Origin of the sequence: Dactylosporangium siamense (assembly GCF_016862795.1) — a bacterium.
GTDB classification, from domain to species: Bacteria; Actinomycetota; Actinomycetes; order Mycobacteriales; family Micromonosporaceae; genus Dactylosporangium; species Dactylosporangium siamense.
Window position 1 is genome coordinate 51,281 of the sequence record NZ_BONQ01000060.1, and the last position, 14,779, is coordinate 66,059.

At 70.5% G+C, this 14,779-nt stretch carries 12 protein-coding genes; 7 read left to right on the forward strand and 5 right to left on the reverse strand.

The features are described 5' to 3' along the window. The first annotated feature begins 8 nt into the window (after positions 1–8). Together Dsi01nite_RS20535 and Dsi01nite_RS58380 are read left to right on the forward strand one after the other, a co-directional pair. Positions 9–1,328 carry a TIGR04013 family B12-binding domain/radical SAM domain-containing protein gene (locus Dsi01nite_RS20535; protein ID WP_239136036.1) on the forward strand — a complete coding sequence of 440 codons (1,320 nt, stop codon included), beginning with the start codon at positions 9–11 and terminating at the stop codon, positions 1,326–1,328. 16 nt (positions 1,329–1,344) lie between these two features. Beyond that, positions 1,345–1,479, forward strand: coding sequence for a hypothetical protein (locus Dsi01nite_RS58380; protein WP_275423400.1), 135 nt, complete (start codon positions 1,345–1,347; stop codon positions 1,477–1,479). Here the strand turns inward: Dsi01nite_RS58380 and Dsi01nite_RS20540 are convergent. From Dsi01nite_RS20540 to Dsi01nite_RS20550, 3 genes are all read right to left on the reverse strand, one after another. After that, positions 1,476–2,762, reverse strand: coding sequence for a cellulase family glycosylhydrolase (locus Dsi01nite_RS20540; protein ID WP_203847824.1), 1,287 nt, complete (start codon positions 2,760–2,762; stop codon positions 1,476–1,478). The genes Dsi01nite_RS58380 and Dsi01nite_RS20540 overlap by 4 nt on opposite strands. A gap of 339 nt (positions 2,763–3,101) precedes the next feature. Beyond that, positions 3,102–4,523 (reverse strand): glutamate--tRNA ligase, encoded by a 1,422-nt coding sequence (gltX, locus tag Dsi01nite_RS20545; protein ID WP_275423401.1) that lies wholly within the window; start codon positions 4,521–4,523, stop codon positions 3,102–3,104. Positions 4,524–4,532: 9 nt separating this feature from the next. After that, positions 4,533–5,024 carry a MarR family winged helix-turn-helix transcriptional regulator gene (locus tag Dsi01nite_RS20550; protein WP_239136037.1) on the reverse strand — a complete coding sequence of 164 codons (492 nt, stop codon included), beginning with the start codon at positions 5,022–5,024 and terminating at the stop codon, positions 4,533–4,535. Between the two features lie 99 nt (positions 5,025–5,123). Between Dsi01nite_RS20550 and Dsi01nite_RS20555 the strand changes: the two genes are divergently transcribed. After that, positions 5,124–8,306 carry an efflux RND transporter permease subunit gene (locus tag Dsi01nite_RS20555; protein ID WP_203847825.1) on the forward strand — a complete coding sequence of 1,061 codons (3,183 nt, stop codon included), beginning with the start codon at positions 5,124–5,126 and terminating at the stop codon, positions 8,304–8,306. A gap of 114 nt (positions 8,307–8,420) precedes the next feature. Here the strand turns inward: Dsi01nite_RS20555 and Dsi01nite_RS20560 are convergent, their stop codons facing one another. Beyond that, entirely contained in the window at positions 8,421–9,977 is a 1,557-nt protein-coding gene (locus Dsi01nite_RS20560; RefSeq protein ID WP_239136038.1) for a methyl-accepting chemotaxis protein, read from the reverse strand. A gap of 1,535 nt (positions 9,978–11,512) precedes the next feature. On the opposite strand from Dsi01nite_RS20560, the gene Dsi01nite_RS20565 reads away from it, so the two are divergent. The 4 genes from Dsi01nite_RS20565 (at position 11,513) to Dsi01nite_RS20580 (ending at position 14,256) form a co-directional block, all read left to right on the forward strand. Further along, on the forward strand, positions 11,513–11,962 hold the full coding sequence (locus Dsi01nite_RS20565; protein ID WP_203847827.1) for a hypothetical protein: 450 nt from the start codon (positions 11,513–11,515) through the stop codon (positions 11,960–11,962). A 191-nt stretch (positions 11,963–12,153) separates the two neighbouring features. Then, complete coding sequence (locus Dsi01nite_RS20570; RefSeq protein ID WP_203847828.1) at positions 12,154–12,699, forward strand: hypothetical protein; 546 nt, start codon at positions 12,154–12,156, stop codon at positions 12,697–12,699. Positions 12,700–12,711: 12 nt separating this feature from the next. Beyond that, on the forward strand, positions 12,712–13,746 hold the full coding sequence (locus tag Dsi01nite_RS20575; protein WP_203847829.1) for a type VI immunity family protein: 1,035 nt from the start codon (positions 12,712–12,714) through the stop codon (positions 13,744–13,746). A 69-nt stretch (positions 13,747–13,815) separates the two neighbouring features. After that, a complete protein-coding gene (locus Dsi01nite_RS20580; RefSeq protein WP_203847830.1) occupies positions 13,816–14,256 on the forward strand; it encodes a hypothetical protein in 441 nt (146 codons plus the stop codon). A gap of 44 nt (positions 14,257–14,300) precedes the next feature. Here Dsi01nite_RS20580 and Dsi01nite_RS20585 read toward each other — a convergent pair whose 3' ends face one another. Next, positions 14,301–14,717, reverse strand: a complete 417-nt coding sequence (locus Dsi01nite_RS20585; RefSeq protein ID WP_203847831.1) for a hypothetical protein — start codon at positions 14,715–14,717, stop codon at positions 14,301–14,303. Positions 14,718–14,779: the final 62 nt, after the last annotated feature.

Genomic DNA, 14,779 nt, shown 5'->3' on the forward strand with positions numbered 1-14,779 from the left:
TGGGGCTGGTGAGCGGCCCCGACCTCGTTCTGATCCTGCGGTACCGCAAGGCGGTGACGTACGGCTTCCACACGCTGCTCGCGGCGCTGGAGGAGCACGTCACCGACACCCGGTACGAGGTGGTGTTCGCCGAGTCCGCGCAGGCCACGATCGAGGCGATCGCCGCACACCCCGGCCGCAAGCTCGTGCTGTGGTCGTTCTACTCGCCGGACGCGGCCGCCCTGGCCGAGGAGCTCGCGACGATCAAGGCCGCGGCGCCCGGCGCCACCCACGTCGCCGGCGGGGTGCACGCCACGGCGGAGCCGGCGCAGACCCTGGACGCCGGGTGGGACGTCGCGGCCGTGGGGGAGGGGGAGCGGACGTTCCTCGACCTCGTCGACAGCGGCGGCGACCCGGCCGGGATCACCGGCCTCGTCCACCGCGACGAGCACGGGCAGCTCACGCGCACGGGCAAGGCGCACAAGGAGCCGCTCGGCACGTATCGGGCCTTCCCCCTCACGTACAAGCGGATGAACCCGATCGAGATCACCCGCGGCTGCATCTACGCGTGCAGGTTCTGCCAGACGCCGTTCATGTTCTCCGCGAGGTTCCGGCACCGCAGCGTGGAGAACGTGCGATGGCATGTCGACCGGATGCGGGAGCTCGGCAAGCGGGACGTGCGGTTCATCACGCCGACGTCGCTGTCCTACGGCACCGACGGGGAGGAGCCGGACCTCGGCGCGGTCGAGGAGCTCCTGGCCAGCTGCAAGGAGGGGATCGGGCCCGACGGGCGGGTGTTCTTCGGGTCGTTCCCGAGCGAGATCCGCCCGGAGCACATGACCGTCGACGCGTTGCGGCTGGTCAAGCGGTACTGCGCGAACGACAACCTGATCGTCGGCGCCCAGTCCGGGTCGGAGCGGGTCCTCGAGGCCGCGAAACGCGGGCACGACGTCGAGTCGGTCCGGCGGGCCGTGCGGCTCGGCATCGCCGAGGGGTTCCGGATCAACGTCGACATGATCTTCGGGATGCCGGGGGAGGACCCGGCGGACGCGGAGGCGTCGCTGCGGCTCGCCCAGGAGCTCGCGGACCTCGGCGCCCGGATCCACTCGCACGTGTTCATGCCGCTGCCGGGCACGCCGTGGCGGGACGCACCGCCCGGCGACGTCGACCCGGAGACGATCCGCGCCGTGTCCCGCCTCGCTCAGCAGGGCGCGCTGTACGGGCACTGGCAGAAGCAGCGCGAGCACGCCACCCGCCTCGCCGCCGCCGCGGTCGAGTACCCGCGCCCCGGCCGCAGCCGCACCCTGCTGCCACTGGCCGAAAGCCGACCGTCCGAACCGCCCGGTTGAGCCCTACGCTCGGCGCGTGATCACAGCGAGGGTCCGGGCCGCCGCGTGGGTCGGGCTGCAGCTGGGCATCCTGGCGGCGCTGTGGCTGACCGTCGCCGGTTTCCTGACCGCCGCGGTGTGGCCTAGGCGGGACCGCGGCGGTGTGACCTAGGCGGGCCGGGCCGGTGGGGTGATGGCGGCGACCAGGGCCGAGCGCGGCGAGCGGGTGCCGAGCAGGTCCCGGGAGTACACCGCGTAGGTGTAGTCGGTGGAGCCGCGCAGCTTGGACAGCGTGACCGTGGCCCGGTTCGTCGTCGCGACCCGGGTCTCGACCGCGCCGTCGACGGCGACGACCTGGAAGACGGAGTTGCGCCGGGGCTTCCAGTCAATGGTGATCGTCGAGCTGGTGACGTTTACGATCCGGACCTGCTGCGGCGCGCGGGGCGGGGCGGCGGCGGTGCCGTTGCGGTAGACCGTGGCCTCGCGGGTGTCGGTGGTCAGGCCGTTGGGGCCGGAGATGAAGCGGCGGCCCCAGGCGGTGAGCTTCCCCGCGTCGAAGTTGTCGACCAGGTCCAGGTAGCTGTACTGCTTGTCGTTGCCGCTCCACGACCAGCCGAAGTAGCCGAGCTCGCGGGCCTCCGCGTACGCCATGATCGCGTCCTCGTCGGGGTCACCCCACTGGTGCTCGCCGGAGAACTCGCCGACGAGGATGGGCAGGCGGCGGTCGGTAAACGAGCTCAGGTACGAGTTGACCTTCGCCGCGGTGTCGAACTCGCCGTACATGTGGATGTCGAAGAGCGTGTTGCCGGTCGGGTCGGCGGCGCGGACCTTCTCGGCGTTGTCGCGCATCACGAACGACTCGTCCTGGCCCCAGCCGGGCGCGTCGACCATGAGGGCGTGCCGGAACCCGGCCGCCCGCAGCGCCCGGATCGCGTCGGTCGTCTGCTGCACCCACGGCATCGTGGCGCCGTTGCCGAAGGGCTCGTTGGCGATGTTGACGATGACGTGGTCCTCCTCGCCGATCACGGCGTCGCGGACGTCGAGCCAGAACTTGACGGCCTGCGCCATCGTCGCGGCCTTCTTGTCCTGGCCGAAGCCGGTGGTGTCGTGCGCGTCGAGGATGCAGATCAGCCGGTTCGCCTTGCAGAGGCTGACGACCTTCTTGATCTCTTCGGTACTGCTGCGCCGCCACTGATGCCCGATCCCGAGCGGGATGCGCACGGCGTTGGCCCCGGCGGCCTTGATGCCGGCGAACGCCCCGTTGCGGTCCGGATACCACATGACGTCGTGGTTGACGCCGCGCAGGACCAGGTCGCTGCCGTTGGCCTCGACCAGCCGGCCGTCGCGCACCTGGATGCCGGCGCGCGGGGCGGCCGTCTCCGCGTGCGCCGGCGCCGGCACCAGCAGCGCTCCGGCTAGCGTGGCGACCCCGAGGGCGCAGACCAGGCTTCTCACGAGGCGAACCGCTACCCGCGCCGGGACGTGTTACACACGCGGACCAGCAAGACGTCGCCGGCCGCTGGACCAGCAGGACGTCGCTGGCCGCGTGACCGGCTGCTGCACGAAAGCTTCCGGCGGGCCTGACGCCTCCACGTCCATGGTCTGACGTCCGCGCCTCACCTCGGCGGCGGCTTCCGACTTCCTCACCGTAACAACCGCCGCCTCATCGATCTCCGATGTCGTGACGGCCCCTGCACGGAACGTAGTTCACCGGTGCGCTGACGCGGTTCCATCCAGTTCGCCCGCACGCCATCGGGGTGGCGGATCACCTCGATGGCGTGCGGACGACGAGCGTCAGAGCTTCGCTGCCGCCGCCCGGAGGCGGGTGAGGGTGCGGTCGCGGCCGAGGACCTCGAGGGACTCGAACAGCGGCAGCCCCACCGACCGGCCGGTGACCGCGACCCGGATCGGGGCCTGGGCCTTGCCGAGCTTCAGGCCCCGCTCGGCGCCGACGGCCTCCAGGGTCGACTTCAGCGTCTCCGCGTCCCACGCCGCCGTCTCGAACGCCGCGATCGCCGCGCCGAGCAGGTCCGCGGCGCCGTCCTTCATCGCCTTCGCCCACGCGGCCTCGTCGACGGCCGGCTCGGCCAGGAACGCGAAGTCGACGTTCGGCACGATCTCGGCGAGCAGGGCGATGCGGGTCTGCGCGTGCGGGGCGAGGGCGTCGAACACCTTCGGGTCGTAGTCGGCCGGGTCCCACGGGGGAGCGGCGACGGGGGTCCCGCCGGGCGCCACGGGGGTGCCGGTCAGCCAGGGCCGGCACGCGTCGGCGAACGCCTCCGGGGACAGCGCCCGGATGTACTCGCCGTTGAACGCGCGGAGCTTCTTCTCGTCGAAGAACGCCGGCGACGGGTTGACCTCCTCGAGCCGGAACTCGTCCTCGATGACCGACCACGGCACGATCTCGCGGTCGTTGGACGGGGCCCAGCCGAGCAGCATCAGGTAGTTGCGCATGGCGTCGGCGAGGTAGCCCTCGTCGCGGTACTGCTCCAGGGCGACCTTGTCGCGGCGCTTCGACAGCTTCTGGCGCTTCTCGTTGACCACCACCGGCACGTGCGCCCACACCGGCGGGGTGCGCCCCAGCGCCGCCCACAGCAGCTGCTGCTTCGGCGTGTTGGGCAGGTGCTCCTCGGCGCGGATGACGTGGGTGATGCCCATCGTCATGTCGTCGACGACGTTGGCGAGCAGGAACACCGCGGAGCCGTCGGCGCGGGCGATGACGAAGTCCTCGATGAGCTTGTTGTCGAACGTCGGCTCGCCGCGGACCAGGTCGACCACGACGGTCGAGCCCTCGTCGGGGGCGCGGAAGCGCAGCGCGCGGCCCTCGCCGGGGCCGAGCGACCGGTCCCGGCAGAAGCCGTCGTAGCCCCGGAACTGGGCGCCGGCGCGCTCCTGGACCTGCTCGCGGGTGCAGTCGCAGTAATACGCCTGGCCCGCGGTGTAGAGCTCGTGCGCGGCGGCGGAGTGCTGCTCGGCATACGCGGACTGGAAGTAGGGGCCCTCATAGGTGTCCCGGGCGATGCCGATCCACCCCAGGGCGTTGAGGATGCCCTCGGTCCACTCCGGCCGGTTGCGCGCGGCGTCGGTGTCCTCGATCCGCAGCACGAACACCCCACCCTGCTGCTTGGCGTAGATCCAGTTCTGCAGGGCCGAACGGGCACCCCCGACGTGGAACATCCCGGTCGGGGAGGGGGCGAAACGCACTCGAACCGTCACGCCTCCAGACTAGTGGCTGTGACTTTCGAGGTCATCCGGGATGTCGACGCCCTGCTCCAGCGCGTCGGCGCGGGCCGCGTCGAGCAGGCGCGTCAGCACCGTCTCCAGCATGAGCAGGGTCTCGTCGTCGAGGCGTGCGAGGAGCCGCTGCTGCGCCCGGTTGCCGCTGTCCATGATCTCGGTCAGCACCTCGCGGCCGGCGGGCGACAGATGGATCCGGCGGATCCGCCGGTCGTGGAGGTCTTCGGTCCGGGTCGCGTAGCCGTGTGCGACGAGGCGGTCCACGATGCCGGACAGCGTGGCCAACGTCACGCCCAGGTGTCTGGTGAGCTCCTGCGAGGGGATCCCGTCGTGCCGGGTGAGCAGGATAAGCACCTTGAGCTGCTGCATCGTGAGGTTTACTGAGAAAATCCGGTTCGTCCGGTCATACGCGAACAGGGTGCGCAGACGCTGCTCGGCTGTCATCACGCGCAGCAGCAGCGCATTCCTGTGGATCGTCACAGGAATGTTTTACCCCCTGGAAAAACTTTGCGCGAGGCGAACGGTTAGCATCACACGAACTAACGTCTGTCTTAGCCGATCGGAAGAAGACTCCAGACCATGTCGTTCCTCGCCCGGCTCAGTTTGGCGAACCGGGGGCTGGTCGCGATCATCGCGATCGTCGTCCTGGGCTTCGGCGCCATTGCCATCCCGTCACTGAAACAGCAGCTCATCCCGTCGATCGACTTCCCAGCCGCATTCGTGCTGGCGCCCTACCCGGGCGTGTCGCCGGACATCGTCGAGGAGCAGGTCACCGCTCCCATCGAGAAGGCCCTGCAGGGCGTGCCCGGCCTCACCGACATCACCTCCACCACGCGTGAGGGTGTCGCGACGGTCCAGGTGTCGTTCGAGTTCGGCTCGTCCATCGACGACATCACCAACAAGATCTCCACGGCGCTCAACCGGATCAAGTCGACGCTGCCGTCGACCGTCGAGCCGCAGGTCATCGCGGGCTCGACCGACGACCTGCCGGCCGTGGTCCTCGCCGCCAGCAAGACCGGCGACCAGATCGCGTTCGCGCAGCAGCTCGACGCCATCGTCGTGCCCGCGCTGCAGGGGATCGAGGGTGTGCGCACCGTCGAGGTCACCGGCGCGGCGACGCAGGACGTGGAGATCACGCTCGACCCGGCGAAGGCCTTCCCGGCCGGCGTCAACGCCCAGACGGTGACCGCCGCGCTCAAGTCCAACGGCGTGTCGTTCCCGGCCGGGACCCTCACCGAAGGTGACCGCTCCCTCGCGGTGCAGGTCGGCGGTACCCTCGCCACCGTCGAGGACCTCAAGGCGCTCAACGTCACGCCGGCCACGAAGCTCGGCGACGTCGCGAAGGTCGAGCTCAAGACCGCGGAGACGACGTCGATCACCCGCACCAACGGCAAGCCCAGCCTCGGCATCGCGGTCACCGCCTCGCCCGACGGCAACGCGGTCAAGATCAGCCACGCGGTGGAGGACAAGCTCGCCGACCTCAAGAAGGAGCTCGGCGGCGACGTCGCGATCACGTCGGTCTTCGACCAGGCGCCGTTCGTGGAGAAGTCCATCAAGGGCCTCAGCACCGAGGGCGCGCTCGGCCTGCTCTTCGCCGTCCTGGTGATCCTCGTCTTCCTGACGTCGCTGCGCTCGACGATCGTCACCGCGGTGTCGATCCCGCTGTCGGTGGTCGTCGCCCTGATCGGTCTGTGGCTCGGCGACTACTCGCTGAACCTGCTGACGCTCGGCGCGCTCACCATCGCCGTCGGCCGGGTCGTCGACGACTCCATCGTCGTGCTGGAGAACATCAAACGACATCTGGAGTACGGCGAGGAGAAACGCCACGCGATCCTCACCGGCGTCCGCGAGGTCACCAGCGCCGTCGTCGCCTCCACCCTGACCACGGTCGCGGTGTTCCTGCCGATCGGTCTGGTCGGCGGCTTCGCCGGGCAGCTGTTCCGCCCGTTCGCGATCACGATCACCGTGGCGCTGATCGCGTCGCTGCTGGTCTCGCTCACCGTGGTGCCGGTCCTCGCGTACTGGTTCCTGAAGCCGCCGAAGCAGGTCGGCGCCCTGGAGCGGGAGGCGATCCTCGCCAAGGCCCTCGACAAGGAGGAGCGCAGCCGCCTCCAGCGGACCTACGTGCCGATCATCTCCTGGGTCACCCGCAGCCGGGGTACCCGCTGGATCACCGTCGGTGTCAGCATCCTCGTCTTCTTCGCGACGATCGGTCTGGCCACCCAGTTGAAGACCAACTTCATCGACCAGAGCGGGCAGACCGAGTTCTCCATCTCGCAGGAGCTGCCGATCGGCTCCAGCCTCGCCGTCACCGACGCCGCCGCGAAGAAGGTCGAGGACCTCCTCGGCGCCCGCGGCGACATCGAGTCGTACCAGGTCACCATCGGCGCCTCGGCCGGCTTCGGCTGGGCCGGCGCGCAGTCGGGCAACACGGCCAACTTCTCGGTCACCGCGAAGGAGAACGCCGACGTCGACAAGGTCATCGAGGAGCTGCGCACGCAGGTCGGTGACAAGTCGTTCGGCACCGTGAAGATCACCGCCGGCGGTGGCGGTGGCGGCTCAGGCGACCAGCTCGAGGTCGTCATCAAGGCCAACAACACCGACGACCTGGCGACCGCGGCCAAGCTGGCGCAGGAGGCGATGAAGGGCACACCCGGCATCGCGGACGTCGAGAGCAACCTGGCGGCCAGCAACCCGCGGGTCGACGTGAAGGTCAAGCGCGACGTCGCCGCGAAGTACGGGCTGTCCGACGCGGCGGTCGGCGGCATCGTCAGCGCCGCCTACCGCGGGCAGAACCTCGCCCAGCTCACCGTCGACGGCCAGCAGCGCGACCTGATCCTGCGCTCCGGCCCGGCCCCGGCGACCCTGGACGCGTTGAAGGCGCTGCAGATCCCGGTCCAGGGCGCGACGCCGCCGTTCGTGCGGCTCGACCAGGTCGCCGACGTCAAGGAGGGCGCCGGCCCGGTCGCCATCACCCGCATCGACGGCAACCGCAGCGCCTCGGTCACCGGCCGGGCCGAGGGCTCAGACCTGGGCACCGTCTCCGCGGACCTGCAGAAGAAGCTGGACGCGCTGCAGGTCCCGGCCGGCGCGACCATCACCCTCGGCGGCGTCACCCAGGACCAGCAGGAGGCGTTCGCGCAGCTCGGCCTGGCCATGCTCGCCGCCATCGCGATCGTCTTCATCATCATGGTGGCGACGTTCCGCAGCATCGCCCAGCCGTTCATCCTGCTGGTGTCGATCCCGTTCGCCGCGACCGGAGCGATCCTGCTCCTGCTCGCGACGGGCACCCCGCTGGGCCTGCCGGCGATGATCGGCGTGCTGATGCTCATCGGCATCGTGGTCACCAACGCGATCGTGCTGATGGACCTCATCAACCAGTACCGGGAGGGCGGCATGCCCGTCCGCGAGGCGGTCATCGAGGGCGGCCGGCACCGGCTCCGCCCGATCCTGATGACGGCCGTCGCCACGATCTGCGCCCTGGCGCCGATGGCGGTCGGTCTCACCGGTGAGGGCGGGTTCATCTCGCAGCCCCTGGCCATCGTCGTCATCGGCGGCCTGGTCAGCTCGACCCTGCTGACGCTGGTGCTGGTGCCCACGCTGTACACGATGGCCGAAGGCGTGAAGGAACGCCGCCGCCTCAAGCGGGAGGGCCGGCACGCCGCCCCCACCCCGCCGGCGCCGGCCTCCGGTGACGGCGAGGACGGCGAAGGCGAGGGCCGGCACCGGGTCGACCCCCTCGAACCGGCACCGTCGCACTGAACCAACCACAATGGCCGGCCTCGTGGAGGCCGGCCATTGTGCTGTGCGAGTCCAGTCGGACCGCGTCGGACCCCGTCGGGCCCTGTCGACCCGGTCGGGCCGCGTCGGACCGCGTCAGACCCGGAAGCGGCCGACCGCCATGTTGAGGTCCTCCGCCATCCGGGCGAGGGCGTCGGCGGCCGACCGGGACTCCTCGACGGTCTGGCTCGTCGACTCGGTCGCGTCGGCCACGCCGCCGATGTTGCGGGCGATCTCGTCGGCGCCGGAGGCGGCCTCCGAGACACTGCGGCTGATCTCACCGGTCGTGGCGGTCTGCTCCTCCACGGCCGAGGCGATCGTCGTCTGGTAGTCGCTGATGCGGTCGGTGATCTGCGTGATCCCCTCGATCGCGGCCACCGCGGCGGTCGTCTCCCCCTGGATCGTCTGGATCCGGGCCGCGATGTCCTCGGTCGCCCGGGCCGTCTCCTGGGCCAGGTCCTTCACCTCGCTGGCGACGACGGCGAAGCCCTTGCCCGCGTCGCCGGCGCGGGCCGCCTCGATCGTGGCGTTCAGCGCGAGGAGGTTGGTCTGCTCGGCGATCGAGGTGATCACCTTGACGATGTTGCCGATCTCGGACGACGACTCGCCCAGCCGGCCCACGATGCCGGTGGCCTCACGCGCCGAGATGACCGCCTCGCCCGCCACGGCCGCGGCGTCGCCGGCGCTCGAAGCGATCTCCCGGATCGCGGCACCCATCTCCTCGGCCGCGGCGGCGAGGGTCTGCACGTGACCGGCCACGTCCTGGGCGGCGTGCCGGACCGCGCCGGCGCGCTGCGCGGTCTGGGCCGCGCCCCCGGCCAACTTGTCGCTGATGCCGGCCATGTTCCGCGACGATCCGCCCAGCGCGGTGGCGTTGGTACTGATCGTCGTGACCGCGGTGAGCATGCTGGCGATGGCCCGGTTCAGCGCGGAGGCCATCTGACCGACCTCGTCGCGCCCCCGGACCTCGGCGTGCCGGGTCAGGTCACCGTCGGCCACCGCCTCCAGCACAGTCGTGACCCGGCGCAGCGGACCCACCACCGCCCGGGTGACCAACCACGCCACGCCCAGGCCGAGCAGCAGGCTGAGCGCCGCACCGCCGAGGACCAGCCAGTTGGTGCTGGACCGCTTGTCCTGGACCGCTTTCGCCTCCGCGGCGGCCGCGGAGGCCTGGCTGGCGACGAGGCTCTCGAACCGCTTGTTCATGTCGTCGGTGAGCAGCTCCGACTTGTTGTAGCCGGTCCAGAAGCCGTTCAGGTCGCTCTTGTCGGCGGCGGGGAGAACCTCGCCGTCGCGGACCTGCTTGTACGACTCCCAGTCCTTGCGGAGACTGTCGAAGCTGGCTGGGTCGGTCGTCTCACCGGCGTACCGCTCCATCGAGGCGGCGATGCTCGCGTCGAGCTTCTTCATCTGCTCCAGGTGCTTCGCCCGCCACTCGGCGTTGGAGATGAAGTACTTCACCGTCGTGTTCAGATCCGCGAGGACGTCCGCGCGCAGCTGCGCCAGCGTCTGCGTGGGCCGGACCCCGTCGTCGTACACCGCCTGCCCACCCTCAGCCAACCGCTTGAGCCCGGCGAAACTCAGGCCCACCACGACGGCGGACGTCACGATGACGATCAGCACCGCTCCGAAGATCTTCGCGCCGACCGGCACGTCACCGATTCGTCCACCGCCACCTGGCGATGCTGAGGTCGTACTCATCCGGGTCCCCCAATGACGGTCTTTACCCCCCGTATCGACGGCCCGGACTCGAAGTTGAGCTTCGTCAGCGGGAGAGCAACGCCCGCTTCCCGGACCACCTCGGTCGGCGCCTCCTCGGCCATGCGCACGGTCGTGTGCTCCAGCCCGGCCGCCCACGCCCGCCACCGCGCCGAATCCGAGCGCGGCTACCAGTCCTGCTGCACGCTCAGCGGCACTCGGGCGTAGTTCAAGGCGCTCCCCGGCATTATGTGAGGCCCACGGGTGGCGCCTTGGATCACGACCGCGTCCGCCGCCGCGTTTCGGTGAAAAGCGTGAAACGCAGGGGGGCGTCTGCATGCCCCCGCCCCTTCGCGCTTTCTGGCGGACATCCGCACGACGCCCAGGGCCCTTCCGCTGACGCCGGCACGGTGACCGTTCGCGACGTCCGAGGCCCAGGCCGCCACCTGCCGCACGGCCGGACGGGCGGTCTTACGGGCGGGCGTGATCGAAGTCGTGCACGGGCTGTGTGGACAGCCGGCCCGCGACTTCGATCACCAGGAAGATCTCCTCCCGGTCGAGAACAAGCGAGCGAAGACGTTGACCCGGACCTCGGCACGCCGGATCACACGCGGGCCGTACGGGGGTCGTGGCCGGGCTTCTTCACAACCCGAAGGATCCCCGGCACCTGACGCCGGAAATCGTTCGGCTGGTTGCGCCATCCCGCTGGGACCCCGCACAGTTCGAAGTCGCGGCCCGGGCCGTCCGGACGGGACACGGGACGACTTCGATCCAGCCGTGAGCGAGCACCACGACCACGGACGCGGACCCGGGCCACAGGACGCACCGGCCGGCGCCGCCGAAGCTGAGTTGGAGTTTCCCCTAGGTGTTCATCAGCGCTCATGGTGTGGAAAAGGTGACCGCCTAACAAGCGGGGGGTCGTTGGTTCGAACCCAACCGTGCCCACAGTGTTTTCTGCGCCTTCGGCGCGGCGGGGGTTCCCACCCGCACCCCCATGGCCGCTGCGGCCACTGACCGGCGCTGCGCGCGGTCAGCACACCAACTCTTGTGGCGGTATCGCCGCGCTCTGCGCCTTCGCTGAACGGACCACACCTTGCCGTCCGCATGGGGTCGCGCCTGGTCCGCCGCTGTCCGCGCCCGACCAGGTCAGACTCCTCGCGGGTACGACACTTCCGGCCCGCTGGAGCGTCCTCCCTTCCGTGTGCGACACGGCGTCCTGGGCCGCGGCCCGCCCTCCGAGGCTCATCGCGGTGGGCGGCACGCAGGGCACCCTGGAGGCCAGGCTCGGCTTGCGGGCGCAGCCACTGGAGGGCGGCGGTCGAACCGTAGATCCGGCGCGACCGCCAGCCCGATCGGGCGCCAGGCGGCCGGCATCCCGAGGCGCGGCCAGCGTCCGTATGGCAACACCTACGGCAACCGGCACGAACGCTGGAGGACTGCGCGAACCGGCGATGGCAGGATCACCTCAACATCGACGGTCGGAGGTTCGCGTGGACGCGCCGGAGTGGCAGTACCTGGTCCCGTTCAGCGGGAGCGTGGTCGCCGCACTCGCACAGCTTCGTGCCGACGTGTTTACCCCTGATGACTACTACTGGCCGCACGGCGGCGATCGGCTGAAGCCGACGGCGGAGGATCAGCTGCTGTCCGACGGGTGGATCCTGGAGGACAGCACTCATTCGATCTTGGATATCTTCGAAGTCGGTGTCGGCGATCCCACCGACGATGACGCCTACTGCAAAACCTTTGAGGTGACGGACGCCGAGTGCGAGCGGGCGCTTGGCACGACACGGGTGACGGCGGACGACTTGGCGCGCCTGGACGGCCAACTGGCGGAAACTCTCGGCCACCTTCTCACGGGCTACGGGGTTGGGCGACATCTGATCATCTACGCCGACGGGATGCCCGACCAGATCTTGTTCTTCGGCCACTCGGGAGACTGACCAACGCCACGCAGACCGCGCTTGCGGCACGACGGGTTCGGACAGGTTCTTTGAACTGCGGAAATCCCGACCGCCCTACAAGCGGGGGTCGTTGGTTCGAACCCAACCGTGCCCACCACCATTCACCAGCGGTTCCGTCATTCTCAACACGGCACCGAAGGCGAAGCCCGGCACACTGCTACGTTCCGGCGGTGACCTCCGAGCACTCACGCGAGCGGCCGTCGTTGCCGGCGGGCCAACCGTGTTGGCGCAGCTTGACCCCCGAGAGCGTCGGTGACCTTACGGACCGGTACGAGTTCGGGGACGCGTGTGTCCGTGAAGTCAACCGCCGACAGACATACGGGAAGGGCGCGACGTCCACCGCTTCCGTCGTCATCGAGCTGATGAGGAAGCAGCCGGAGCCCGAGTGGGTCACCTTGCGACTGGAGCTCAGCGATGTCCGGGACTTCCGGATCATCGACGTCAACACCTTCTCCTGGGTCCTTCTCGACGATCTCCATGTCGTCCGCGACGCCACTGGCCGGCTTCACCTTGATCTCGACAATGTGGCCCGATCCGATTTCCGGACGCCGGATCAGATGGCCGAAGAGTCTCACCTGTACTTCTCGGCACGGGAGGTCCGATGGGCGGAGCTTGCCGCGCCGAGATGCGCGAGTGCTCCGACGACGCATGGCGGTCCTCGCGAGGCTGCGGAAGATTACGGCCGGACCATCCCGCCCGTGGGACGATCCGGCTGAAGGAGGTGCGGCTTGGCTCCGGACGAGGCTCGCGTCCCCGCATGGGTGAGGGGCGAGGCCGAGGCGCCGCAGGGCGTCTCCACCATGCTGTATTTCGACGAGATCGAGTCGATCGAGGCCGTCCGCGACGTCCTGCACCTGTGGCACGACACGGCGGCCGGCGCGCTGCTCACGGCGAGCCTGCCCGAGGGCTGGGCCCGGCCGCGGGAGCGGGTGTCGGGCACGCAGTGGGTGAACGTCGCGGAGGACCGGGTGGAGGGGACCCGCTTCAGGCGTTGGGACAAGGGACTCACCGAGCAGCTGTACCAGCTGCAGGGCAACTGGCACTTCGAGCGCGACGAGCCCTACATCCCGTATGAGGTGGGCACGTGGGCCTCCCGCGTCGACGGTCCCCGGCAGCTGAAGCTGCGGGCCCACTCGACGTTCCCGCAGGAGCGGGAGCACACCGTGCTGACGGCCGCGGTCGAACTGGTCCGCGTCGTCGCCGACGCCGCGGATTTCGCCTACGGCCAGGTGCTCTTCGCCGGCGGGCCGGCCCGGCTCCACCCGTTGCGTCCCGGGCTCGTCGCCGGGCTCAACCGCGACCCAGACAGGTCACGGGAGCCCGCCCGGGCCGCGCTGCGCGGCTACGACTGGGTCACCGTCGTGCCGCGGGAGCTGGTCGCGCGGCTCGGCGGCACCGACGCGCTGCGGGCCTCCGGAGCCTTCCACCGGGTTGTCGGTCTCGCCCACGGCGGCGCGCTGGTGCAGGCCACCGAGTCGCCGCGGGCGTTCACGCGGGAGGCCGCCCGGGCCGTCGCCGACGCGCTGCGGCCGGTCTTCGCGCCCGTGCGCACGGTCGAGTCGTGGGGCGTCGAGGTGACCGAGGACGTGGCCGGGATGGTGCGGCAGTGGCGTTTCGAGGGCTACTCATACCCGGCCCTGGCCCGGGTGGCCGACCGCGTCCTGGGCTCCGACGCGGGCTGGGACGCGCGGTTCGGCGAGGCGCTGTGCCGGCAGAGCGCGGCCGTCCTCGACGAGGATCCCGACGACTGGCCGTGGAGCTGACCGTGCCGGCCGGCCCCGGCCGCGGGGCCGTGGCAGGATCTCCGCGACGGTCGATGGGCGGAGGTCCACATGGGTGCGTCGGGATGGGACTACCTGGTCCCGTATGACGGAGGCGTCGAGGCTGCCCTCAAGCGCCTGCGGGCCGAGGTGTTCGCCTCCGGCGACTACTACTGGACCTACGGCGAGGACCGGCCGAAGCCGGCGACCGAGGAAGAGCTCTGGGCCGACCACAACGTCCGCGAGAGCATGACCCACTCGGTCCTGGACATCTTCGAGGTCGGCACCGGCGACCCCTGGGGCGGCAGGACGTTCGGCAAGACGTTCGAGGTGACGGAGGCCGAGTGCACGGCGGTGTTCGGCACTCCCCGCCCGACCGCGGACGACCTGGGGTCCGACCTCGAGGAGCCGACGCAGCAGCTCCTCGCCGAGCGCGGCGTCGGGCGGCACCTGATCATCCACGGTGCCGACGGGCCGGCGCAGATCCTGTTCTTCGGCGCCACCGGGGACTGACCGCCGCACCGCGGGGACGGCGCGTACCCACCGGTACGCAGCACCTATGAGCCGAGCTTGTGCGGGCACTGGTGCAGCGGCCGCCGGGGGATGCGGGCCGGCCGGCGGATCGACACGAGCCGGGTCGGGCGGAGGACCGGCTGCTTCGAGGACAGTGGTGCCGTGGCGGACGTCGCGGTGCGGGAGACCGCGGCGAGGTGCGACGACAACGCGGCGTGCAGCAGCGTCGGGGACTGCTGCGGCGAGGTCGAGGTGCGACGGTTGTGGCCGGTGTACGACGAAGCCGGCGGGCTGTAGCTGCGCTGCGCCGGGATGCGCCGGGTGGCCGGGATCGCGTCGACGGGCGCGGCGGCCACCGGGGCCGGTTCGTCCTTCTCCGGCCTGGTGACCACGAACGCGACGACGGCCGCCACGATGACCGGGACCAGGTAGAGCAGGGCTCCGGCGTATTGCTCGGTCACGACGACGACTCCCAACGCTGCGCACTACTGACCTGCGCAACGCTACGGATTGCCCCGCATCG

What these genes read in the sequence shown, in the direction of transcription:
- Dsi01nite_RS20580 (WP_203847830.1), top strand. Translation starts at nt 13,816, where the DNA reads ATGGGTGCGTCGGGATGGGACTACCTGGTCCCGTATGACGGAGGCGTC.
- Dsi01nite_RS20555 (WP_203847825.1), top strand. Translation starts at nt 5,124, where the DNA reads ATGTCGTTCCTCGCCCGGCTCAGTTTGGCGAACCGGGGGCTGGTCGCG.